At 66.0% G+C, this 22,832-nt stretch carries 18 protein-coding genes; 1 reads left to right on the forward strand and 17 read right to left on the reverse strand.

All coding sequences use genetic code 11. The features are described from left to right. Positions 1 to 133 precede the first annotated feature (133 nt). From lpxB to lpxA, 3 genes are read right to left on the reverse strand one after another with little or no spacing between them, the layout of a single operon-like run. Positions 134 to 1,312: a lipid-A-disaccharide synthase gene (gene lpxB, locus X268_RS16660; RefSeq protein WP_128925954.1), complete on the reverse strand. Its 1,179-nt coding sequence runs from the start codon at positions 1,310 to 1,312 to the stop codon at positions 134 to 136. Then, positions 1,309 to 2,166, reverse strand: a complete 858-nt coding sequence (locus X268_RS16665) for an LpxI family protein (RefSeq protein ID WP_164938142.1) — start codon at positions 2,164 to 2,166, stop codon at positions 1,309 to 1,311. The genes lpxB and X268_RS16665 overlap by 4 nt, the downstream gene beginning before the upstream one ends. A gap of 19 nt (positions 2,167 to 2,185) precedes the next feature. Further along, complete coding sequence (lpxA, locus tag X268_RS16670) at positions 2,186 to 2,977, reverse strand: acyl-ACP--UDP-N-acetylglucosamine O-acyltransferase (RefSeq protein WP_128925956.1); 792 nt, start codon at positions 2,975 to 2,977, stop codon at positions 2,186 to 2,188. A gap of 175 nt (positions 2,978 to 3,152) precedes the next feature. Between lpxA and X268_RS16675 the strand changes: the two genes are divergently transcribed. Further along, entirely contained in the window at positions 3,153 to 3,476 is a 324-nt protein-coding gene (locus X268_RS16675) for a KTSC domain-containing protein (protein WP_128925957.1), read from the forward strand. A gap of 28 nt (positions 3,477 to 3,504) precedes the next feature. Here the strand turns inward: X268_RS16675 and fabZ are convergent, their stop codons facing one another. The 14 genes from fabZ to dnaE all read right to left on the reverse strand — a co-directional run bounded on the left by fabZ (position 3,505) and on the right by dnaE (position 22,830). After that, on the reverse strand, positions 3,505 to 3,966 hold the full coding sequence (gene fabZ, locus X268_RS16680) for a 3-hydroxyacyl-ACP dehydratase FabZ (RefSeq protein ID WP_035702330.1): 462 nt from the start codon (positions 3,964 to 3,966) through the stop codon (positions 3,505 to 3,507). Continuing rightward, a complete protein-coding gene (lpxD, locus tag X268_RS16685) occupies positions 3,963 to 5,030 on the reverse strand; it encodes a UDP-3-O-(3-hydroxymyristoyl)glucosamine N-acyltransferase (RefSeq protein WP_128929292.1) in 1,068 nt (355 codons plus the stop codon). Before lpxD ends, fabZ begins: the two co-directional genes overlap by 4 nt. Before the next feature lie 126 nt (positions 5,031 to 5,156). After that, positions 5,157 to 7,703: an outer membrane protein assembly factor BamA gene (gene bamA, locus X268_RS16690; RefSeq protein ID WP_128925958.1), complete on the reverse strand. Its 2,547-nt coding sequence runs from the start codon at positions 7,701 to 7,703 to the stop codon at positions 5,157 to 5,159. A gap of 176 nt (positions 7,704 to 7,879) precedes the next feature. Continuing rightward, entirely contained in the window at positions 7,880 to 9,031 is a 1,152-nt protein-coding gene (rseP, locus tag X268_RS16695; RefSeq protein WP_128925959.1) for an RIP metalloprotease RseP, read from the reverse strand. Between the two features lie 44 nt (positions 9,032 to 9,075). Continuing rightward, positions 9,076 to 10,299, reverse strand: coding sequence for a 1-deoxy-D-xylulose-5-phosphate reductoisomerase (gene dxr / locus X268_RS16700; RefSeq protein ID WP_128925960.1), 1,224 nt, complete (start codon positions 10,297 to 10,299; stop codon positions 9,076 to 9,078). Between the two features lie 4 nt (positions 10,300 to 10,303). After that, complete coding sequence (locus tag X268_RS16705) at positions 10,304 to 11,146, reverse strand: phosphatidate cytidylyltransferase (protein ID WP_128925961.1); 843 nt, start codon at positions 11,144 to 11,146, stop codon at positions 10,304 to 10,306. Beyond that, the gene (locus X268_RS16710) at positions 11,143 to 11,901 is read right to left on the reverse strand and encodes an isoprenyl transferase (protein WP_128925962.1); all 759 of its coding nucleotides are present in this window, start codon (positions 11,899 to 11,901) and stop codon (positions 11,143 to 11,145) included. Before X268_RS16710 ends, X268_RS16705 begins: the two co-directional genes overlap by 4 nt. A gap of 10 nt (positions 11,902 to 11,911) precedes the next feature. Continuing rightward, a complete protein-coding gene (gene frr, locus X268_RS16715; RefSeq protein WP_128925963.1) occupies positions 11,912 to 12,475 on the reverse strand; it encodes a ribosome recycling factor in 564 nt (187 codons plus the stop codon). 69 nt (positions 12,476 to 12,544) lie between these two features. Continuing rightward, positions 12,545 to 13,261, reverse strand: coding sequence for a UMP kinase (gene pyrH / locus X268_RS16720; RefSeq protein ID WP_128925964.1), 717 nt, complete (start codon positions 13,259 to 13,261; stop codon positions 12,545 to 12,547). Between the two features lie 60 nt (positions 13,262 to 13,321). Continuing rightward, entirely contained in the window at positions 13,322 to 14,245 is a 924-nt protein-coding gene (tsf, locus tag X268_RS16725; RefSeq protein ID WP_128925965.1) for a translation elongation factor Ts, read from the reverse strand. A gap of 133 nt (positions 14,246 to 14,378) precedes the next feature. Then, the gene (locus X268_RS16730) at positions 14,379 to 15,374 is read right to left on the reverse strand and encodes a 30S ribosomal protein S2 (protein ID WP_128925966.1); all 996 of its coding nucleotides are present in this window, start codon (positions 15,372 to 15,374) and stop codon (positions 14,379 to 14,381) included. A gap of 233 nt (positions 15,375 to 15,607) precedes the next feature. After that, a complete protein-coding gene (locus X268_RS16735) occupies positions 15,608 to 18,139 on the reverse strand; it encodes a caspase family protein (protein WP_128925967.1) in 2,532 nt (843 codons plus the stop codon). A gap of 329 nt (positions 18,140 to 18,468) precedes the next feature. Next, on the reverse strand, positions 18,469 to 19,212 hold the full coding sequence (locus X268_RS16740) for a carbonic anhydrase (protein ID WP_128925968.1): 744 nt from the start codon (positions 19,210 to 19,212) through the stop codon (positions 18,469 to 18,471). Between the two features lie 114 nt (positions 19,213 to 19,326). Further along, the gene (gene dnaE, locus X268_RS16745) at positions 19,327 to 22,830 is read right to left on the reverse strand and encodes a DNA polymerase III subunit alpha (RefSeq protein WP_128925969.1); all 3,504 of its coding nucleotides are present in this window, start codon (positions 22,828 to 22,830) and stop codon (positions 19,327 to 19,329) included. Between the last annotated feature and the right edge of the window lie 2 nt (positions 22,831 to 22,832).

Here is a 22,832-nt window from a genome sequence, read left to right on the forward strand (position 1 = left end):
TGGGCAAAGGCGCGCCCTTCGCACGCCGTGCTCACGATCTCTGTCGATTGCAAGAGATGCGTGGGCACGCTTCCGCCGTCGCTCTTCGAGCTATGGCGGACAAGTCGCTTTGCCCACCCTCCGGGACCGTCGCTTACCACCTGCCCTTGCGCATCGTGGCGAGCACGATGTCGGCGGCGAGCACGCTCGGCGATTTGTTGCCGGTCGACATGATCTGATCAAGCCGGGCAAAGGCCTCGACCTGCTGCCGCCGCAACGGGGAGTCCGTCAGCACATCATGAAGCGCGGGTGCCAGCTTCTCCGGCGTGCACTCCTCCTGCAGGAACTCCGGAATCACGTCCTTACCGATCACGAGATTGGCAAGGATCACCGAGGAGACGCGGATCGCCCGGCGCAGGATGAAGGCCTCGATCGCTCCGACGCGATAGGCCGTCACCATCGGAATGCCCGACAGCGCAAGCTCGAGCGTCACCGTGCCGGATTTGGCCAGCGCCGCGCGCGCGATACGGAACGCGGCACGCCTCTCGTTCTCGCCGATCACGATTTGCGGCTTCACCGGCCAATCCGCGATGCCTTCGCGGATGGTGGCTTCGAGGTGCGGCATGGTCGGCAGCATCAGGTCGAAGCTGCGGCCTTCCGCCTGCAAGCGGCCGAGCGTCGCGCCGAATACGTCGAGATGGTGCCTGACCTCGCTGCGGCGGCTGCCGGGCAGCACCAGCAGCACTGGCAGCTCGCGGTCGCGGCGTGCCTGCTCCTCCGCGTTCGGCCGCAGCGACGACAATTGCTCGATCAGGGGGTGACCGACATAGCTGCAGGGCGGTCCGCCGAGCTTGCGGTATTCCTCCGGCTCGAACGGCAGCAGACCGAGAACATGGTCGACATAGCCGAGCATGGTCCGCGCCCGTCCCGGCCGCCACGCCCAGAGCTGCGGCGAGACGTAGTCGACGACAGGGATCGCGGAATTCTTCGCGCGCACGCGGCGCGCGACGCGGTGGGTGAAATCGGGACTGTCGATGATGACGAGCACGTCCGGCGCGGCCTCAGCTACAGCCTCCGCGGTATTGCGGATCAATCGCAGGATCTTCGGCAATTGCTGCAGCACCGCGGCGAAGCCGACGATCGACAGCTGCTCGATCGGAAACAGCGATTCGAGCCCCTCGCGCGCCATGGTGCGACCGCCGACGCCGACGAACTCGACCCCGTCGCCGAGGCGCTGGCGCAGCACCTTCATCAAGGCGCTGCCGAGCCGGTCGCCGGATTCCTCGGTGGCGATCAGGAAGATCTTGCGCTTGGGATCGCGCGACTGCATCACGCCGGCAGACCGATGACGAAGAGATATTTGGCGTCGGCCAGCGCAATCATCGCCTGGGGCTCGGCGGCGATGGTGTTGCCGGCGATGACGGCGATGCCCGCAAGGCCGGCCGCTGCGACGCCCTCGATGGTGCGCGGGCCGATCGTCGGCAGGTCGAAGCGCAGATCCTGGCCGCTCTTCGGCGCTTTCACCAGCACGCCGCGTCCCGCAGCCGCGCGAATCCGCCCCTCCTCGCGCAACCGCGCGACGCGTGCGAGCAGCGCATCGGTGCCCTCGATGTCCTCGACCGCGACCACATGGCCGTCGATCACCACCGCAGCCTGGCCGATGTCGAACGGGCCGAGCGCGGTCAGCACCGCACGGCCGCGCGCGATGTCGGCCTTGGCATTGTCATTCGGCCAGGCCCGACTGATGCAGCCCTCGGGCATCAACAAGTCGGGCGCGACGTCCTTGATCCCGACCATGCGAAAGCCGTCCTGCTCGAGGATGCGGCCGACGCCGGACAAGAGATGATCGTCGCCGCCGCGAAAGGCGCGGATGACGTTTCCGAGCAGGCGCAGCGTCTTGACGTCGAACCGGATCTCCGCGAGCGAGGGCCGCACCAAGGTGCCGATGAAAATCAGGTCGCGGCAGCCTTCCTCGCGAAACAGCCGCATCGCACGGCCGAGCTGACCAACCGAAATCCAGCGGTGACGGAATTTTTCCACCCGGGCCGGATCGCAGGCGCCTCGAAGGGGAAACAGCACCGGCGTGATGCCGCGGGCGGCGAGCGAATCCGCGACCGCGAACGGCATTGCGCCGCCGCCGGCGACGATCCCGACCGGCGATGAAACTTGCGAAGCCGCCGATGTCATGTCCGCGGCCATGCCGAGATCACTTCGCGATGGCGGGAAGACAGAGCGGACGCTTGCCCTTGCCGATGAAGTCGAGGATCTCGGCGATCGCCGGATCTTCGCTGGCAAGCGGCCTCGATGCCTCCAACCGTTCGGCGAAGGTGCCGGGGCCGTGGAAGAGCTTTTGGTAGACCCCCCGCCCCGTCGCAAGCCGCTGCTTGGTGAACTTGCGGCGCTTCATGCCGATCAGGTTGAGGCTCTCCAGCACGGCGTACTGACCATTGACCAGCCCGTACGGGATGACGTCGTCACGCACGCCGCAGACCCCGCCGACCATCACGTATGGGCCGATGCGCGTGAACTGATGCACCGCGGACAGACCGCCGATGTAGACGGCGTCGCCGATCTCGCAGTGCCCGCCGAGCGTCGCCGACGTCGCGAAGATCACGTTGTCGCCGACCATGCAGTCATGGCCGACATGGCTATTGTTCATGAAATAGCCGCCATTGCCGACGCGCGTCAGCCCTCCACCCTTGATGGTGCCGACATTCATCGTCGCACCTTCCCGGATGGTGCAACCCGAGCCGATCTCGAGCCGGGTCGGCTCACCTTTGTAACTGAGATCCTGCGGGGCGCCGCCGAGCACCGCGAACGGCGAGATCACGCAACCATCGCCTACCGAGGTATGGCCGATGACGGTGACCTGTCCGATCAGCTTGCAGTTGGCGCCGATCACTGCATTCGGGCCGATGATGCAATAGGGCCCGATCTCGGTGCCCTCGCCGATCACGGCACCGTCCGCGATCCGTGCGGTGGGATCAATCTTGCTCATCAAGCAATCTTACTCGTTAGGAAGGTCTGATTATATGTTGAAGTCGCTCGGTTTTCCGGTGGTTAGCGCGACTATGCCCGATCTGTCCAGTGACGTATCATCTCGCCGTGTTTCAAGTGTCGGATGAGGCGGCCGTCGCGGTCCGGCAGCAAGTTCATGTGGAGCTTCAGCACTCGTGGTCAGGGCCTTGGCACTTCTGCTCGCACAGCTGGCGGCCGCACCGATCGTGTCGGAGACGGTCGAGACCGGTGATCGCCGCCCCATCGATCTCGCGACCTTCGAATGCCGCGACATCAGTCGCAGCACGGTGCTTCAGCGTGTCTGTTACGACCGCGCGCAGCACGACCTCGTGGTTGCGACCGGCGGCTTCTATGCGCGCTATTGCGGCGTCACGGCCAAGACCGTCGACCGCTTTCTGGGCGCGCCGTCCATGGGCCAGTTCTTCAACCGGCATATCAGGCGCGAGGCCGCCGGCGGCCGCTACGATTGCAGCGCGTGAGTCCCATCCGTGCGGGGACCGAAGCCGCTCAGTCCGTCAGCATGGCGCCGACATCGGCTTCCGCGACGACCTGCCCGTTGACCTTGGCGTCGCCGTGAAACCACCACATCGCTTTGCGGCGGCCGAGCGAGCGCATGTGGTACTCGATGGTGTCGCCGGGCAGCACCGGCTTGCGGAACTTGCACTTGTCGATGGTGAGGAAATACACCGCCCGCGGCTTCTCGGTGCCTTCGACCGACTTGATGCCGATCACGCCCGCGGTCTGCGCCATCGCCTCGATCATCATGACGCCGGGATAGACCGGACGCTCCGGGAAATGCCCCTGGAAGGCCGGCTCGTTGAAGGTGACGTTCTTGATGCCGATGCCGCTGTAGTCGGCGCGGATGTTGATCACACGGTCGATCAGCAGCATCGGGAAGCGGTGCGGCAGGGTCTGGAGGATGGCATTGATATCCACCAGCTCGAACTTAACAGGTGATTCCTCCGTCATTCGCGTCCCTCGTCCTTCGGATCGGCCTTGCTGTCGCGTACCAGGCGCTCCACCGCGATGATCTCCTTGAACCACTGCTTGGTCGGCTTGGCGAAATGCCCGCCCCAGCGGCCGCCCGGCGGGATGTCGTCCTTGACGGCACTCATGGCGGTCACCTGAGCCCCGTCGCCGATCTTGAGGTGGTTGTTGATGCCAACCTTCGCTCCGAGCGCCACGTTGTCGCCAATGGTCAGGCTGCCGGCGAGGCCGATCTGGGCCGCCAGCAGACAGTGCCGGCCGATCGTCACATTGTGGCCGACCTGGACCTGATTGTCGATTTTGGTCCCCTCGCCGATCATGGTGTCCCGCAGGCTGCCGCGGTCGATCGTGGTGTTGGCGCCGACCTCGACGTCGTTCTGGATCAGCACCCGTCCGGTCTGTGGCACCTTCAGATGGCCTTCCGGGCCGAAGAAGATGAAGCCGTAGCCGTCCTGGCCGATCGAGCAGCCGGGATGGATCAGCACGTTGTTGCCGATCAGGGCGCACTGGATCGCGGTGCGGGCGCCGACATTGCAGTCCCGGCCGATCTTGACCCCGGGACCGATCACCGCCCCGACGCCGATCACGGTGCCGGTGCCGATCTCCACGTCCGGCCCAATCACCGCCAGCGGATCGACGATCACGCCGTCCTCGAGGCGAGCCGAGGGGTCGATGATCGCGGACGGGGCTATACCGTCATTGCCGACCCAGGATTGCGGCCGCAGCGCGTCGCCATGCCATTCCCGAGCGATCCTGACGAAGGCCCGGAACGGCTGCGCCACCCGCAGCACGGCCACATGGGCGGGCACCTGCGCCTCGAAGCGCGGGCTGACCAGGCAGGCGCCGGCCTTGGTCGCCTTGAGCTCGCCGGCATATTTGAGGTTGTCGAAGAACGCCAGATGCATCGGACCCGCTTCGTCGAGCGAAGCAAGGCCCGTGATGACGTGGCCGCCCCGGCCGGGATCGACCAGTTCCGCCTTGGCCATCGCGGCGATGTCGGCCAGCGCTGAGGCCGGCGGCTTTGTGAAGAAGATCGGCTGCGCCATTCCACCCCGTCGCGGTCCGGCTTCGGCATGAAGCGGATCAGGCCGCATCATGCCCCATCTCTTGAAATGGCACGATCCCTTTCGGAAACCGGCTCCAGTGATCCGGATCGTGCCGTGCTGATCGAACTAGAACGATGTGCCGCCGCCGAACCGGAACTCCTGCACGCGATCGTATTTGCCCTTGCTGAGCGGCACGGCGTAGTCGAAGCGCAGCGGACCGAACGGCGACTGCCAGATCAGGCCGACACCAACCGATGAGCGGACGACCTTGCTGTCGTCGTAGACCAGGCCGGTACAGGTGCCGGCGCTCGACGGATTGATCGTCGATGGGATACAGCCCGGCACGTTGACTTCGTTGGTCGCGGTCCAGCTGGTCGGTCCCTTGTAGTCGTAGAGGCCGCCGGCATCGGCATAGACCGCGCCCTTCAGACCCACTTCCTTCGGCAGGAACCAGAACGGCATCTGCAGTTCGAGCGAAGCACCCCAGTATTTGGTGCCACCGAGCGCGTCCTGCGTGCCGAACGGATTCAGGTCGCGCGGGCCGATGCCGTTCGGGGCAAAACCGCGGACGAGGTTCGAACCCATCTGGAAGTGGTCGAGCATGCGCAGATCGCTGCTCATCTTGTTCAGCATGCCGCCCTGCAGACGGACCAGGCCGACGATGTCGGACACCAGCGGAGTGTAGTACTTCGCATCGATCACCGACTTCAGGTAGGAGACGTCGCCGCCGACGCCGGCGAAATCCTGACGGAAGTCGACGAGCAGACCGTCGGTGGGGTTCTTGTTGTTGTCGAGCGTGTTGTAGGACAGCGTGTAGCCAAGCGCCGAGGTCAGAGTCTTGCCGTTGGCGAGCTCCCTGCGCACCGGCAGCGAGGCCTCACCGTCGCTGTAGCAGCCGAGGCCGTTGGTTCCTCCATTCAGCGGAATGCCAGTCGCAGCCGAGAAAGCCGGGCTCGGATTGAACGCCGGATTGGGCGTCACGCCGTCAGCCAGGAACTGGTTATTGTTACAGTTCGCCAGGTAGCTCGGCAGCGTGATTTCCTGCTGGTAGATCGAGTAGCGCAGCTGCAGCGACAGATCTTCGCGCAAGGAGAAACCGAGGCGCGGCGAGAAGCCGAGCGTCTTGGTGCCGTAGGAGATGTAGCTGTTGGACAGCTGCTGGCGCTGATAGAGGTCGAGGCCGAGCGCGACGCGGTAGTCGAGCAGATATGGCTCGACGAACGACAGCGAATAGCCGCGCGCATACTGGCCATAGGTCACCGACGCCTTGGCGAACAGGCCGCGGCCGAGCAGATTGCGCTCGGAGATCGAGACTTCGGCCAGCGCGCCGTCGGTGGTGGAGTAACCGCCCGAGATCGAGAAGTCGCCGGTCGATTTCTCTTCCATGTCGACGACCAGGATGACGCGGTCGCTCGACGAGCCGGGCTCGGTCGTGATCTTCACGCTCTTGAAGTAGTCGAGGTTCTTCAGGCGCCGCTCGGCGCGGTCGACCAGGGCGCGGTTGTAGGCATCGCCTTCCGAGATGTCGAACTCGCGGCGGATCACGTAGTCGCGCGTGCGGGTGTTGCCGCGCAGGTTGATGCGTTCGATATAGGTGCGCGGGCCTTCGTCGATGTTGAACACGACGGAGACGGTGTGCGCCTCGAAATTGCGGTCGCCGCCGGGCCGGACCACGGCGAAGGCATAGCCGCGGCGCGAGGCCTCGATCTGCATCTCCTCGACCGACTTCTCGACCGATTCGACGTTGTAGAGCGAGCCGGCATGGACGCGCGAATAGGTGCGCATCGACGAGGGATCGAAGTTCGGAATGCTGGAGCGGAAGTCGACCGCGCCGACCCGGTATTGAGATCCTTCCTCGATCTTGAAGGTGACGTTGAAGCCCTTCTTCTCCGGATCGTATTCGGTGAGCGCAGCCACCACCTGGACGTCGGCGAAACCGTTCTTGAGGTAGAAGCGGCGGATCAGGTCGCGGTCGGCCTCGACGCGGTCGGGATCGTAGATGTCACCGCTGGCGAGGAAGCTCAGCAGGTTCGATTCGCGCGTCTTGATGACGTCGCGCAGGCGGTAGGACGAGAACGCATTGTTGCCGACGAACTCGATCGACTTGACGCCGGTCTTGGCGCCCTCCTCGATCGTGAAGATCAGGTCGACGCGGTTGTTCGGCTGCTCGATGATCTCAGGCGTGACGCGCACGTCGTAGCGGCCGGACCGCCGATAGATTTCGGCGATTCGCAGCGTGTCGGACTGCACCATGGCGCGGGAGAAGGTGCCGCGCGCCTTGGACTGAACCTCGGTGGTGAGCTGCTCGTCCTTGATCTTCTTGTTGCCCTCGAAGGCGATCCGGCCAATCACCGGGTTTTCCACCACCGAGACGATGATCTGGCCGCCGGCGCCGCGGTTGATCCTGACGTCCTGGAACAGGCCGGTCTCGATCAGCGCCTTGAGGCCGTCGTCGACGGCAGCCTGATCGAGGCGGCCGCCCGGACCCGGCTTGAAATAGGAGCGGATCGTCTCCACCTCGACGCGGCGATTTCCTTCGACAGAAATCGACTGAACGGTCTGAGCGAGCGCAGACGAAGACACCAAAACAGCCCCGACCGGGGCAACCACCGGCGCGCCGAACATGATCAGGGTTGCGAGCAAGCCCCCCCGGAGTCGCAGTCCAAACTTCATGCGCAACGCGCCCTTATCATTCCGAGCCAGACCCAACCCCAACGCCGGTCTGGAAGATTCCCCAAGTCGAGGCCGCTTGTAGCCAATTTCCCCGACGCCGCAAACGGCCGAAAGCGCCGTAATTTCAAATTCATTCCAAGACGTTGCTCAACAGCAACGCCACAAAAAAGCCTCCATCAAGACGCCGCCATTCGCAGGATGTCGTTGTAGGTCGCAAACACCATCAACATCAGCACCAAACCGAGCCCGATTCGGAACCCCATTTCCTGAGTCCGCTCGGACAAGGGCCGGCCACGGACCACCTCCGCCGCATAGAACATAAGGTGGCCGCCATCGAGCAGCGGGATCGGGAACAGGTTCAACAGGCCGATCGACACCGATAGCACCGCGCACAGATTGATCACGAACTGGAACCCGGCGCTGGCCGCCTGCCCCGACATCTTCGCGATTCCCAGGACGCCACTGACCTCGTTGGGGTTGCCTTGCCCCACGAACAGCGACCCCAGGAACTTGAAGGTGCTGGTGATGATGAACCAGACCTGCTCGACGCCGATCTTGAGCGCCTCGGCGACGCCGACCGGCGCGGTCGAGGCCTCGCCGGCCTGGGCCTTGTGCTCGACGCCGAGCACGCCGAGACGATGGCTGTTGCCAAATGGATCCTTGCGCTCGAGCAGCGCCGGCGTTGCCGTCAGCGAGACGATGGCGCCGTCCCGCTTCACCTGGAACGCAAGCGCCGAACCGGCATTCATCGCAACGATTCGCTGCATGTCGGCAAAGCTCTCGATCGGCTTTCCGTCGATCTGGATGACGACGTCCCCGACCTTGAAGCCCGCCGCTGCCGCAGCGCCATCGGCCACGACGCCGTCAACGCGCGCGATCGTGCTCGGCTTGCCGTAGTACAGCGCCATGCCCGCGAAGATCAGCGCACCCAGGATGAAATTGGCGATCGGGCCGGCCGCGACGATGGCGGCGCGCGGGCCCACCTTCTTGTGGTGGAAGCTGCCGGCGCGCTCCTCGGCCGTCATGGCCGCGAGCGTCTGGGCCGACGGCGTCGAGGCCTCGCTCTCGTCGCCGAAGAACTTGACGTAGCCGCCGAGCGGGATCGCCGAGATCTTCCAGCGCGTGCCATGGCGGTCGTTGAAGCCGACCAGCTCAGGTCCGAAGCCGAGCGAAAAGGTCAAGACGCGAACGCCCGCCCAGCGCGCGACCAGAAAATGGCCGAGCTCATGGAAGAACACGACGATCGTCAGGACGAACAGGAAGGGGACGGCATAACCCAGGATCCCATGGCTCAACGTATTGAAACTATGGGCGAAAAAGTCGATCATCGAATTCCCTCATCCAGCGCCGCAAGGCCCTGGCCCCGAACCATCTAGGATGCCTTTAAGGCAATTTGAGGCAATAGGGCGGCAGCTCTATTTCGCGCAACATGGTCAACAGAGATTGCATCATCGGCGGACGTCAGGGGTGCCTGGTTCCCGCTGCGGATCCAGTCGTCCAGCGTCGCCTCCACCAGCCGGGCAATCGCGCCGAACCGGATCTTGCCGGCGATGAACGCGGCGACCGCGACCTCGTTGGCGGCGTTGTAGACGGTGGTCGCCCCCTTCCCGGTCCGGAGTGAATCGTAAGCCAGCCGAAGTCCGGGGAAGCGCTCGAAATCGGGCGCCTCGAAGGTCAGCTGGCCGATCTTGGCAAGGTCCAGCTTGGCCGCCGGCCCCTTAATGCGGTCGGGCCAGCCGAGGCAATGCGCGATCGGGGTACGCATGTCGGGCGCACCGAGCTGGGCGACCACCGAGCAGTCGGAAAACTCGACCATGCCGTGGATGATCGACTGCGGATGGACCAGGACGTCGATCTCGTCGGGCGTGAGCGCGAACAGATAGGAGGCCTCGATCACCTCGAGCCCCTTGTTCATCATCGAGGCGGAATCGATCGTGATCTTCTGGCCCATGCTCCAGTTCGGATGCTTCAGGGCCTGCGCGAGGGTCGCCTGCTCGATGTCCGCGGGCTTCCAGGTGCGGAACGGGCCGCCCGAGGCGGTGATGATGACGCGGACGAGCTCGTCGCGATTGCCCGAGCTCAGCGCCTGAAACAGCGCGTTGTGCTCGGAATCGGCCGGCAGGATACAGGCGCCCGCCTTGGCCGCGCGCTGCATGAAGAAATCGCCGGCGCAGACCAGACATTCCTTGTTGGCCAGTGCGACATGCGCGCCGCGATCGACCGCGGCGAGTGCCGGCTTCAGTCCGGCGGCGCCGCTCACGGCTGCCATCACCCACTCGGCCGGACGCGCGCCGGCTTCGATCACCGCGCTTTCGCCGGCACCACATTCGGTGCTGGTCCCCGCGAGCGCGGCCTTGAGCTCGGCGAGCTTGGAGGTGTCGGCGATCGCGACGTAACGCGCGGAAAATTCCTTGGCGAGCTTCGCCAGTGCTTCGACATTGCCGTTCGCCGTCAGCGCCTCGACGCGGTAGCGCTCGGGCGAGGCGCGCAGCAAATCCATCGTGCTGTCGCCGATCGAGCCGGTGGCGCCGAGAACCGTGACGCTGCGGACGTCGGACGCCACAGTCTTGTTGTTTCGCAATGGGACCGCGCTCATATCCTCACCAAACCATAAGACCGCTTCCGGCGCTATGCACACCATGGCGGAGGAAGCCGATAAACCAGGCCGCCAGGATGGCGGCGATAAATCCGTCCAGGCGGTCCATTAGCCCGCCGTGGCCGGGAATTAAGTGACTGGAATCCTTGACACCGAAGCGCCGCTTCACCGCGGATTCGAACAGATCGCCCGCCTGCGAGACCACCGACAGGACGGCGCTGACCAGCAGCAGCGGAACCGCCTTCCCGATCCCGCACGCGGCAAAACCTCCGGCCACCGCAAGGCTCGCCACGAAGCCGCCGAGCGCTCCGGCCCAGGTCTTCTTCGGGCTCACGCGCGGCCACAGCTTCGGCCCGCCGATGCTGCGGCCGGCAAAATAGCCGCCGATATCCGTCGCCCACACCACGAGCAGCACGAACATCAGTGCGGAGAAGCCGTTAACGAGATCCTTCCGGACCAGGATCGAGGCCAGCAGCGCTGCGGCTGCGTAGGCAAATCCCGTGGCCGCCCAGACGAACTTGCCGCGCGCGATCAGCGTCACGATCGCGCCGCCGACGAGGCCGACCACGACCGAGGTCTTGAGCCCGCCAAAGGCGATCGCGGCGCCCATCATGGCGATGACGACCGTTCCCGCCCCGGTCAGCGCGGCGGAGCCTGCGCCGACCACGATCAGCCATTCGGCGAACAGCCCGATCGAGACCAGGGTGACGAGCAGCACCCACAGCCAGCCACCGACGTAGGCGATCGCAATGGTCAACGGTGCCAGCACCAGCGCTGCGAGCACTCGCATCGCCAGATTGCTCGGGGCAGGCTTGGCGCCCGCCGGTGCGGCGTCTTGTTCGCTCACGAGGCGGTTTTCGCGACCAGACCGCCAAAACGGCGCTCGCGCCTGGCGAATTCGGCGATCGCGCTTTCCAGCGCCGCCTTGTCGAAATCGGGCCAGTGGATCGGCACGAACACGAGTTCGCTATAAGCGCCCTGCCACATCAGGAAATTGGACAGCCGCTGCTCGCCGCTGGTGCGGATGATGAGATCGGGATCGGGAATGTCGGGCGCATCGAGATGCGCCCCGAGCGTCTCGGCGTCGATCGTATCGGGGTCGCGCTTGCCTTCCGCAACTTCGCGGGCGAGCTTCTGCGCCGCCTTCGCGATCTCCTGCCGCGAGCCGTAGTTGAAGGCGACGACCAGCGTGAGGCGCGTGTTGTCGCGCGTCAGCTCCTCCGCCTCGTTCAAAAGCGCGCAGATGTCGCTCTCGAGCCCCTCGCGCTCGCCAATGATGCGGACCTTGACGCCGTCGCGGTGCAGGCTCGCCAAATCGTTGCGGATGAAGCGGCGCAGCAGGCCGAAGAGATCGCCGATCTCGCTCGCCGGACGCGACCAGTTCTCCGACGAGAAGGAGAAGATGGTGAGATAGCGGATGCCGAGCTCGTGCGAGGCACGCACGACGCGGCGCAGCGCCTCGACGCCGCGGCGATGCCCCTCCGCACGCGGCAAACCGCGCGCGGCGGCCCAACGCCCGTTGCCATCCATGATGATGGCGACATGCGCAGGCGCGTCGGACCGATCGGATCCTTCCGTTGCAGGCGCGGCGGCGTTGGACATGATGGCAGCCTTAAACGGTCAGGATTTCTTTTTCCTTGGCGGCCAGCAGCTGGTCGATCTCGGCGATGGTGCCGTCGGTCGCCTTCTGCACCTCGTCGGCGTGACGCTTCTGATCGTCCTCCGACATCTCGTGATTCTTCTCGAGCTTCTTGAGGACGTCGAGGCCGTCGCGGCGGACGTGACGCGCGGCGACCTTGGCAGCTTCCGCGTATTTGTGCGCGACCTTCACCAGCTCCTTGCGCCGCTCCTCGTTGAGCTCGGGGATGCGCAGACGCAGCACCTGGCCCTCGGTCGCGGGAGACAGGCCGAGATTGGAATCGACGATGGCCTTTTCCACCGCCTTGACCATCGACTTGTCCCAGACCTGCACCGAGATCAGGCGCGGCTCCGGCACGCTGACGGTGGCGAGCTGGTTGAGCGGCATGTGGCTGCCATAGGCATCGACCTGCACCGGATCGAGCATCGAGGCGGAGGCGCCCCCCGTCCGCAGGCCGCCGAGCTCGTGCTTGAGCGACTGAACGGCGCCCTGCATGCGGCGCTTCACTTCGTTGAGGTCGAAATTACCCGTGGCCATCACGTTTCTCCTTCAAAATCCCGGCGACTGCTCCTACGCCCTTCCGTTCAAGGCGCGGCAGCCGAGCCGTCAGCCGGCGACGATGGTTCCGTGGCCGACGCCACGCAGAATCGCACCGATCGAGCCCGGCTCCGCGATCGAGAACACGATGATAGGCAGCGACGTCTCGCGGGCAAGCGCGAAGGCGGTCGCATCCATCACCTTGTAGCCGCCCTCGATCGCCTGCGAATGCGTCAACCGGTCGAAACGGGTCGCGCCCGGATCCGTCTTCGGGTCGGCCGAGTAGACGCCATCGACATTGGTCGCCTTCAGGACCGCCTGAGCGCCGATCTCCGCGGCGCGCAGCACCGCGGTCGTATCGGTGGTGAAGAACGGATTGCCGGTGCCGCCGCCGAGCAGCACGATCCGGCCTTCGGCGAGATATTTGTGCGCCGCAGTGCGGGTGAACAGCTCGGAAATCTCGGGCATAACGAAGGCCGACAGCGTACGCGCCGGCGTACCCTTGCGCTCGATCGCCGCTTCCAGCGCGAGGCAGTTCATCATGGTGGCGAGCATGCCCATGGTGTCGCCGGTGGTGCGCGAGACCCCGCGGGAGGAGACCTCGACGCCGCGGACCATGTTGCCGCCGCCGATCACGACCGCAACCTCGGTGCCGAGATGACGGGCGGCGATCAGATCGTCCGCAACCCGGTCGACGGTCGGCTGATCAATGCCAAACCCCTGCTGTCCCGCGAGATATTCGCCGGACAGCTTGATCACGACGCGACGATAGACCGGATCAGTCATGAGCAATTTCCTTGTCCGGACGCCGCTTCCGGCGGCACGCCGGAAGGAACTTTCCGGCGCTTACTTCTTGCCGCTGGCCGCGGCGACCTCGGCTGCGAAGTCGCTTTCCTGCTTCTCGATTCCCTCACCGAGAGCATAGCGCACAAAGCCAGCGATCTTCACAGCGCCGCCGACCTTGCCCTCGGCCTCCTTCACCGCCTGCGCCACCGACTTGCCGGTGTCATGGATGAAGGCCTGCTCGAGCAGGCAGACTTCCTTGTAATAGGTCTTGAGGCCGGACTCGACGATCTTCTCGATCACGTTCTCGGGCTTGCCCTGCTGGCGATATTTGTCGGCGAGCACGTCCTTCTCGCGCTTGACGACCGCCGGATCGAGGCCGGACGGATCGAGCGCCAGCGGGTTGGTGGCCGCGACATGCATCGCGATCTGGCGGCCGAGGGTCGCGAGCTCGTCGGCCTTGCCCGGCGATTCCAGCGCCACGATCACGCCCATCTTGCCGGCGCCGTCGACGACGGCCCCGTGGATGTAGTGCGCTACGACGCCCTGGCTCACTTCGAGCGAAGCGGCACGGCGCAACGTCATGTTCTCGCCGATGGTGGCGATCGCGTCGTTGATCGCGGCTTCGACCGTGACGTCACCGACCTTGGCGGCCTTGATCTTCTCGACATCGGCGCCGGTGTCGAACGCGACCTGGGCGATCATCTTGACCAGGCCCTGGAACTGGCCGTTGCGTGCGACGAAGTCGGTCTCGGAGTTCACCTCGACCACGACGCCCTTGTTGCCCTTGGTGAGCGCGCCGATCAGACCTTCCGCCGCGACGCGGCCGGACTTCTTGGCGGCCTTGGACAGACCCTTCTTGCGCAGCCAATCCTGCGCCGCTTCCATGTTGCCGTCGTTCTCGGTCAGCGCGGCCTTGCAGTCCATCATGCCTGCGCCGGTGGACTCGCGCAGATCCTTGACCATCGCAGCTGTGATCGTTGCCATTGTTGAAAATCCTTTGTGCCTGCCGGTTTGCCGCGGCGTGGCATCCAACTGCCCCGCCGCGGTCCATCTCAGGAATTCGCGTCAACTGAAATGGTGGCCGGATCCTATCCGGCCAACCCATCGCTCTTTTTGACTATTCCGCTTCCGCGGTCAGCGCCTTGGCCTTGGCGACCCAGGCATCCGCGCGGCTCGGAAGACCGACTTCTTCGCCGATCGTGTGCGCGGTGTCGTGGTCGAGCTCGGCGAGCTGCCAGTAGTGGAAGATGCCGAGGTCGTTGAACTTCTTCTCGATCGCACCCGACACGCCCGGGAGCTTCTTGAGGTCGTCGGCGGTGCCGCGCGGACCTGCAAGGCCCTGGAAGCCGCTTGACGACGGAGCCGGCAGCTCTTCGGCGGCCGGACGAACCGAGGCGCCGATGTCGATGCCCGAATCGCCCTGGGCGCGCGAGATGCCGTCGATCGCCGCACGCGCAATCAGGTCGCAGTACAGCGAAATGGCGCGGCCGGCGTCGTCATTGCCCGGCACCACATAGGTAATGCCCTTCGGGTCCGAATTGGTGTCGACGATCGCGGCGACCGGGATGTTGAGCCGCTGAGCCTCCTGGATCGCGATGTCTTCCTTGTTGGTGTCGATCACGAAGATGAGGTCGGGCAGACCGCCCATGTCCTTGATGCCGCCGAGCGAACGGTCGAGCTTGTCGCGCTCGCGCTGAAGCGTCAGGCGCTCCTTCTTCGTGTAGGAATTGGCTTCGCCGCCCGACAGCACGTCGTCGAGGTGACGCAGGCGCTTGATCGAGGCCGAGATCGTCTTCCAGTTGGTCAGCGTGCCGCCGAGCCAGCGCGAATTGACGAAATACTGCGCGCAGCGCTTGGCCGCATCGGCAACGCCGTCCTGCGCCTGGCGCTTGGTGCCGACGAACAGGATGCGACCGCCCTTGGCCACCGTGTCGCTGACGGCCTGGAGGGCCTGGTGCAGCATCGGGACGGTCTGGGCGAGGTCGACGATGTGGATGTTGTTGCGGGTGCCGAAAATGAACGGAGCCATTTTCGGATTCCAGCGGTGAGACTGGTGACCAAAGTGCACGCCAGCTTCGAGCAGCTGACGCATGGTGAAATCGGGTAGCGCCATCGTTCTAATTCTCCGGTTGGTTCCTCCGGAAACGTGTGAGCAAAACGGAGCGTTCTCGCCCCGGTTGCCACCGGACGGCCTTGCGAGCCATGTTTCCGTGTGAGATGGCGCGCTCTATAGCGCAATTTCGGCCAGAAGCAAGGAAATAAGGGCCTTTCGGGGGCGGTTTTCGCCCGCCTGGGCCCCCCTCCGGAGAGCCCCCCGTCAAACCCTGCCGCTGGATTGGAGCCCGGCTAGCATCTCGGCTGGTTGGGCGGGCACTTCTTCGCAGCCGCCGGAGGCGGTGCCGCAGGTCGCGGCGGAGGTGGTGGCGCCGGGCGCGGCGGTGGCGCGACGGCCATCCGCGGCGGAGGCGGCGGTGGTGCCGGCCGGGCGACCGGCGGGGGCGGCGCGGGCCGCGCCATAGGCGGAGGAGGCGCCGGCCGCGCAGCCGCCACGGGCGGAGCCACCCGTGCCGGCGGAGGCGGTGCGACACGCGGCGGAGGTGGTGGTGCCGGACGCGCGATGGCCGCGGGCGGCGGCGGAGGTGTTGGTCGCGCCACCGCTTGGGGGCGCGCTGGTGGCGCGGACGGCCGGGTGGCCTGCGCCGGTGCACCCGGCGGCTGATTCTGCGGCCTGATCGGCTCGCGCGCGGCCGATGGCGGCGGTGGAACGGGCCTTCCCGCAGCGCCAGGAACGGCACCGGGAACTGTGCCCGGCTTGCCGGCAACTGCCGGCGGCGGCGCGCCAGCCGGCTCGCGGACTGCAGACTTGGCGCGGTCTGCCGGTGCGGTCCCGGGCGGTGTCTGCGCCGCCGGGAGCTTCGACGGCTGGCCGGTCGCAGCAGCAGGGTTTGTCGCGTTGGGCGCGACGGTCGCCGGCGCGGCAGCCGTTGGCGTATTGGGACGAGCCGGCGGCGGCGCAGCGGGAGATGCGGTGGTCGGCGCTCCTGGATGGGTCGGCGAGCTCGTGGGAGCAGTCGCTGTCGGAGCGGGCCTGCCGCCCGGCAGGTTCCCTGCCCCCGGGGCCGGCGTTGGCGGCCCGCCCTGGGCACCGGGGACCGGCAGCGTGTTGGCCTGTGGCAACCTGGTCTGTGGCGCGATGGTTGGTGCTGCGGTCGGCGCGACGGCGGTCGGCGTCGTCGGAGGCGTTGCAGTCCTTGCGGTCGGCTGGATCGTCGCGCTCGGAGGCATCGGTGCCTTGCCCTGCTGGATCAGGGCGGCGCGCTGCGCGACCGCCTGCGGCACGGCCGGAGCTACCGGGTTGGCACGGCCGGCGATCGCCGGAGCCAGAGCGGCTGGACCGGCCCCCGGCCCGACGCCCGGCGCAGGTGCCGGCGGTTGGTTGATCACGGTGTTGATCACCGTCGTATTGTGGATGTTCTGGTAGATGATGTTGTTCGGCGGCGGCGCGACGTAGACCGGCGGCCTGACGAACACCGGGATCGGCACGAACACCGGCTGCGGCAGCACGAACAGGCCGACCACGGGCAGCGGCGGCGGCAGCACGACGAAATCCGGCGGTGGCGGCGGCAGATAATAGACCGGTGGCGGCGGTGGCGCCGCGAATCCGAAATCGGGATCGCTGAAATACAGCACCGGACGGTCGACATAGACCACCTCCTCGGGCGGCGGCGGCGGCACGTCGTAGTCGATCATCGCAAAGCTCGGCGGCGGCTCGACCGGCGCGGTGAGGATCGCGAGGCGCCGGCGCGCATCCGCCGCGTGCGGCCCGCGCGGATAGCGGCGCAGATACGACCAATAGGCCTCCGGCGTATCGGTCCGGTAGGTCCGCCGCCAGGTGATGGCTTCGCGGCGCGCTGCCACGATCGCCATCACGCGCTTTGCGAGCGGATCATTCGGATAGGCCGCGAGGAATTCCTCATAGGCCGGCAGTGTGTCACGCTCGAGCGCGGCAGCATAGGCATCCTGCACGCCGAGATCGCGGATCGGCTTGTTGCGGATGGCAGCGACCTGGTCCGGTGCAGCCGCCGGCGGTGGCGCATCGGGCCCGCGCTCGAAGAACGAGAATGGCGCGGAGATCTTCTGCTCGTTCCAGGGCACCTGCGCGCCCTTGCTGGCTTCGTTGACGCGTAGGCGGACGCGGTCGAATACCTCGGGCAGCGGCAGGCCGCCGGTGCGGATCATCTCCGCCAGCGATTGCGCATAGATGCCGTACGGCCCCGGCTCCTCGGGTGCCACGGTGCCGGGCGCCGCGTTGAAGGCGATCAGCATGTTCGGCTCCGGCTCGACCAGCGCCAGACCGCTTGCGATCGGTTGGCCGCCCTCGATGAATGGCTGCGCGCGGGCCGCGTCGAGCACGACGATGTTGGCCTTGAGTGGAATGGCCGCAAGCTGTCGCACATAGTCGCCGATGCGCAAGGCCTCGGTCGGAATGTCGGTGTCGCGGGTGATGTTGGAATCGACGGGGATGAAATAGTTCTCGCCGGCAAGCTGCACGCCGTAGCCGGCAAGATAGATCATCGCAACTGTTCCCGGCCCGGAGGCCTGGGCCTTCTGGATGAAGTCGCGAAAACTCTTGCGCAGCGTGTCGCCGTCGAGATCGCGCGCGCCGACGACATCGAAGCCGGCCGCTTGCAGCGTCTGCGCGATCAGCCCGGCATCGTTGGCGGTGGTCGCCAGCGGCGACTTGGCATAGGCCCCGTTGCCGACCACGAGCGCGATGCGCTTTTCCGGCTGCTGGGCGCGAGCTGCGTCCGGCGCGCCGCCGGCAAGCACGACGATCGGCAGGAGAAGGCAGATGAAGACTCTGAACGTCCCACGCATGGCTTGCTTGCCCGTTATCGTTGTTGAGGTCCCACGACGCATCAGGCGCGCGGCCGCCTGAACGGCGGTTGAACGAAAAGCCCGGATTGAGGCGGTGGCGTGGCCACGCGGCTGCTCGCGTCAGCGCCGGGTCAGCCTCAAAACGGCGTAAGGCTCCTTCAACCCGCGGCCTTATGCGATCCGATCGAGCATCCGTCGTGCAGCGCACCTATGGCAGCATGTAGCTGGCATCATCGATAGGTTGCAACAACGTCGTGGGACGATTGATGCAAGGTGCAGCCCGGGCGTCAGAACTGCTGCACATGACGCCCGGTGCTCAATGCCGGGCTTCAGCCCTGGGCCAGCAACTCGACGGCCCCCGTGCTCAGCCGGTAGATGCCGCCGACCACCTTGAGCTTGCCCTGCTCGACCGCCGCGTTGAGGATCGGCGCCGCCGACTTCAGCTTGGCAACGTTATCGATCACGTTTTGACGTATGGCGTTGTCGAGCGCATTGCCGCTTTGCTGGGCCGCCGTCTTCACCGCCGGCGCAATCGCGGAGACCAGCGAGGGGATGTGTCCCGGCAGCGGCTTGTCGTCCTTCAGCGACTTGATCGTCGCATCGACCGCGCCGCAATTGTCGTGGCCGAGCACCAGGATTAGCGGCGTGCCGAGCACCGCGACGGTGTACTCCATGCTCGCAATGGTTTCGTCGCCGGCAAAGTTTCCGGCGACGCGGCACACGAACAGATCGCCGCGTCCGCTGTCGAAGGCATATTCGGGCGCGATCCGTGAATCGGCGCAGCTCAGAACGGCCGCGTAGGGATTCTGGCCGCCGACCAGAGCCTCGCGCTCATGGGTGAAGTCGTGGCGGCGCGACACGCCCGATACATAGCGCGAATTGCCCTCCATCAGCCGCTTGAGCGCCGCATCGGGCGACAGCACGTTCTGAGGTTTCGGCGGAGGCTTGGTTTCCTTGGCCACTGCGGCCCCGCCAAACGCCGCGGCCCCGAGTGCGGAGGCGGCGAGAAGCATCATCGAGCGGCGGGAGGGAGCACGCGGTTGATGCAGATTTTCGGAGCATTTGTCACACATGGTTCTTCTTCCTTGGTTTCGCGCCGGGCAACAACTGATAGCTGTGCCGGGCAGGCTTCGAAACCATGCGTGAGCTTGTTAGTTAAGCTTTGGTTTGCGGCGGTACGCGCAACGCTAGATCTGCTGCACGTCCACCACGCCCGCGACCGCCTTGATCGCGCCGGCGATCTGCGGCGAGACCTTGAAGCGGCCGGGCAGCTTCATCTCGACCTCGGTCTCGAGGTCGAGCATCATCACCAGCGATACCTCGCCGTCGCCATTGGAGCGCGGCGCTATGCCCGGACTGCCGATCTTCGGCGCGGCACCATTCGATGCGGCCATGTCGGGGCCGGCCAGACGTTTGGCGATCGAGTCCAGCGGCTTGGTGTCGCGCAGGAAGATGCGCAGGCCCTTCTGCGTCTTGGCGGCGGCATCGTCGAGCGGCTCGGCATGCAGCACGCGGGCGCGGACGTCCTCGCCCTGCAGCTCGGCGCCCAGCTGCAGCAGCACGGCGGCGCCCGGCTCCAGCACGTCGCGATATTGCGCGAGCCCTTCGGAGAACAGCACCGCCTCGAAATGGCCGGTGGGATCGGAGAGCCCCATGATGCCCATCTTGTTGCCGGTCTTGGTGCGCCGCTCCATGCGCGAGACCACGGTGGCTGCGACCTTGCCGGCGGTGGCGCCGGTCTTCACCGCGCGCGAGAATTCGGCCCAGCTCTGCACCCGCAGCCGCTTCAGCACGGTGGCATAATCGTCGAGCGGATGGCCCGACAGGAAGAAGCCGACGGCGTCGTATTCGCGGCGGAGCTTTTCGGCCGGCAGCCACGGCTCGATCTGCGGCAGCATGATGGTCGGCGCATCCGCCGACATGCCGAACATGTCGTTCTGGCCGATGGTCTCGGCCTGATGCGCGCGCTGGCAGGCGGCCAGGATCGAATCCGCGCCGGCGAAGACGCGGGCGCGGTTCGGCTCGAGCGTGTCGAAGGCGCCGGCGGCGGCGAGACTTTCGATGATGCGCTTGTTGATCGCACGCGGATTGACCCGCGCGGCGAAGTCGGCGAGCGAGGTGAACAAGCCCCGCTTCGTGCGCTCCTCGATGATCTGCTCGATCGCCTGGATGCCGACGCCCTTCAGCGCGGCGAGCGCATAGTAGATCGTCTTCTCGCCGACGTCGAAGGTCGCGCCCGACCGGTTGATGTTCGGCGGCTCGACCTTGATGCCGAGGCGCTGCGCCTCGGAGCGGAATTCGGACAGCTTGTCGGTGTTGTTGAGATCGAGCGTCATCGACGCCGCGATGAACTCCACCGGATAATGCGCCTTCATGTAGGCGGTGTGGTAGGAGACCAGCGCATAGGCCGCCGCATGGCTCTTGTTGAAGCCGTAGTCGGCGAATTTCGCCAAGAGCTCGAAGATGGTCTCGGCCTGTGCCTTGGGCACGCCGTTCTTCACTGCACCCGCGACGAAGATGTCGCGCTGCTTGTCCATCTCGGCGCGGATCTTCTTGCCCATGGCGCGGCGGAGCAGGTCGGCGTCCCCGAGCGAATAGCCCGACATCACCTGCGCGATCTGCATCACCTGTTCCTGGTAGATGATGACGCCGAAGGTCTCCTTGAGGATCGGTTCCAGCACGGGATGCAGATATTCGGGCTCCTCGTCGCCGTGCTTGCGCGCGCAATAGGTCGGGATGTTCGCCATCGGGCCCGGGCGATACAGCGCCACCAGCGCGATGATGTCCTCGAAACGGTCCGGGCGCATGTCGACCAGCGCGCGCCGCATACCCTGGCTTTCAACCTGGAACACGCCGACCACCTCGCCGCGGGCCAGCATCTGGTAGCTCTCGGCATCGTCGATCGGCAGCGTGGCGAGATCGACATGGATGTTGCGCGGCTTCAACAGCTTCACCGCGACGTCGAGCACGGTCAGCGTCTTCAGGCCGAGGAAGTCGAACTTGACGAGGCCGGCGGGCTCGACCCACTTCATGTTGAACTGGGTCACCGGCATGTCGGATTTGGGATCGCGGTAGAGCGGCACGAGCTCGCTCAGGGGACGATCGCCGATCACGATGCCGGCCGCGTGGGTCGAGGCGTGGCGGGTCAGGCCTTCGAGGCGCTGGGCGATGTCGAAGGCGCGCGCCACCACGGGATCTTCATCGCGGAACGCCTGCAGCTTCGGCTCGCTCTCGATCGCGGCCGCCAGCGTCACCGGGGCCGCCGGATTCTGCGGCACCAGCTTGGTCAGCTTGTCGACCTGACCATAGGGCATCTGCAGCACGCGGCCGACGTCGCGCAGCACGCCGCGCGCCTGCAGCGTTCCGAAGGTGATGATCTGCGCGACCTGGTCGCGGCCGTAGCGCTGCTGCACGTATTGGATCACCTCGCCGCGGCGGTCCTGGCAGAAGTCGATGTCGAAGTCCGGCATCGAGACGCGCTCGGGATTGAGGAAGCGCTCGAACAGTAGGCCGAACTTGATCGGATCGAGGTCGGTGATGGTCAGCGCCCAGGCGACCAGCGAGCCAGCGCCCGAGCCGCGGCCCGGCCCGACCGGAATGCCCTGGCTCTTCGCCCATTTAATGAAGTCGGACACGATCAGGAAGTAGCCCGCGTATTTCATGCGGGTGATGACATCGAGCTCGAAGGCGAGCCGCTTGGCGTAGGTCTCTTCCGTCGTGCCCTGCGACAGGCCGTGGACGCCGAGGCGCCTGGCGAGCCCCTCCTCGGCCTGGCGCTTCAATTCCGCCGCCTCGACTGCGGCGGCGTCCGAGCTCTGCGCGGCGCCGACGGTGAAGAACGGCAGGATCGGCTTGCGCGTCATCGGGCGGAACGAGCAGCGCTCGGCGATCTCGACCGTCGAGGCCAGCGCCTCCGGAATGTCGGCGAACAGCACCGCCATCTCGGCGCGGGTCTTGAAGCGATGATCGGGGGTGAGCTGCTCGCGCTCGGTCTCGGCGATCAGCCTGCCGCCGGCGATGCAGAGCAGCGCGTCATGCGCCTCGTAATCGTCGGTCGAGGCGAAATACGGCTCGTTGGTCGCGACCAGCGGCAGTCCCTTGGCGTAGGCGAGGTCGATCAGGCCGCTTTCGACGCGCCGCTCCTTTTCGGTGTTGTGGCGCTGCAATTCGATGTAGAGGCGATCGCCGAACAGGCCCGCCAGACGCTCGCAGCGCGTCGCGGCGAGCTCGGCATGCCCCCCGGCCAGCGCCAGCGAGATCGGCCCGTCCGGTCCGCCCGTCAGCGCGATCAGCCCCTCGGTCTCGCCCTCGAACCAGTCGAACTTGATGAACGGAGCATGGCTGTCCGGCGATTCCAGGAATGCGCGCGAGTTCAGCCGCATCAGGCTGCGATAGCCGGGCTCCTGCGCCGCCAGCAGCACCACACGCGAGGGTCCCATCGCATTGCGCGCATTCGGATCCTGGTCACCGAAATCGATCGCCAGCTCGCAACCGACGATCGGCTGGATGCCGGAGCCCGCCATCTTGTCGGAGAACTCCAGCGCGCCGAACAGATTGTCGGTGTCGGTCAGCGCCAGCGCCGGCTGGTGGTCCTTCTTGGCAAGCTCGGCGAGCTTGCCGATCTTGATCGAGCCCTTGAGCAGCGAATAGGCCGAGTGAACGTGAAGGTGAACAAATCCGGCGCTCGGCATGG

This window comes from Bradyrhizobium guangxiense, from assembly GCF_004114915.1.
GTDB classification, from domain to species: Bacteria; Pseudomonadota; Alphaproteobacteria; order Rhizobiales; family Xanthobacteraceae; genus Bradyrhizobium; species Bradyrhizobium guangxiense.

Bases quoted from the DNA above. Each gene is read 5' to 3' on its own strand.
- pyrH (WP_128925964.1), bottom strand. From the start codon at position 13,261: ATGACTGATCCGGTCTATCGTCGCGTCGTGATCAAGCTGTCCGGCGAA.
- lpxD (WP_128929292.1), bottom strand. From the start codon at position 5,030: ATGGCGCAGCCGATCTTCTTCACAAAGCCGCCGGCCTCAGCGCTGGCC.
- X268_RS16710 (WP_128925962.1), bottom strand. From the start codon at position 11,901: ATGTCCAACGCCGCCGCGCCTGCAACGGAAGGATCCGATCGGTCCGAC.
- X268_RS16730 (WP_128925966.1), bottom strand. From the start codon at position 15,374: ATGGCGCTACCCGATTTCACCATGCGTCAGCTGCTCGAAGCTGGCGTG.
- frr (WP_128925963.1), bottom strand. From the start codon at position 12,475: ATGGCCACGGGTAATTTCGACCTCAACGAAGTGAAGCGCCGCATGCAG.
- lpxA (WP_128925956.1), bottom strand. From the start codon at position 2,977: ATGAGCAAGATTGATCCCACCGCACGGATCGCGGACGGTGCCGTGATC.
- X268_RS16740 (WP_128925968.1), bottom strand. From the start codon at position 19,212: ATGTGTGACAAATGCTCCGAAAATCTGCATCAACCGCGTGCTCCCTCC.
- bamA (WP_128925958.1), bottom strand. From the start codon at position 7,703: ATGAAGTTTGGACTGCGACTCCGGGGGGGCTTGCTCGCAACCCTGATC.
- X268_RS16735 (WP_128925967.1), bottom strand. From the start codon at position 18,139: ATGCGTGGGACGTTCAGAGTCTTCATCTGCCTTCTCCTGCCGATCGTC.
- dnaE (WP_128925969.1), bottom strand. From the start codon at position 22,830: ATGCCGAGCGCCGGATTTGTTCACCTTCACGTTCACTCGGCCTATTCG.
- tsf (WP_128925965.1), bottom strand. From the start codon at position 14,245: ATGGCAACGATCACAGCTGCGATGGTCAAGGATCTGCGCGAGTCCACC.
- fabZ (WP_035702330.1), bottom strand. From the start codon at position 3,966: ATGACGGAGGAATCACCTGTTAAGTTCGAGCTGGTGGATATCAATGCC.
- X268_RS16665 (WP_164938142.1), bottom strand. From the start codon at position 2,166: ATGACATCGGCGGCTTCGCAAGTTTCATCGCCGGTCGGGATCGTCGCC.
- dxr (WP_128925960.1), bottom strand. From the start codon at position 10,299: ATGAGCGCGGTCCCATTGCGAAACAACAAGACTGTGGCGTCCGACGTC.
- rseP (WP_128925959.1), bottom strand. From the start codon at position 9,031: ATGATCGACTTTTTCGCCCATAGTTTCAATACGTTGAGCCATGGGATC.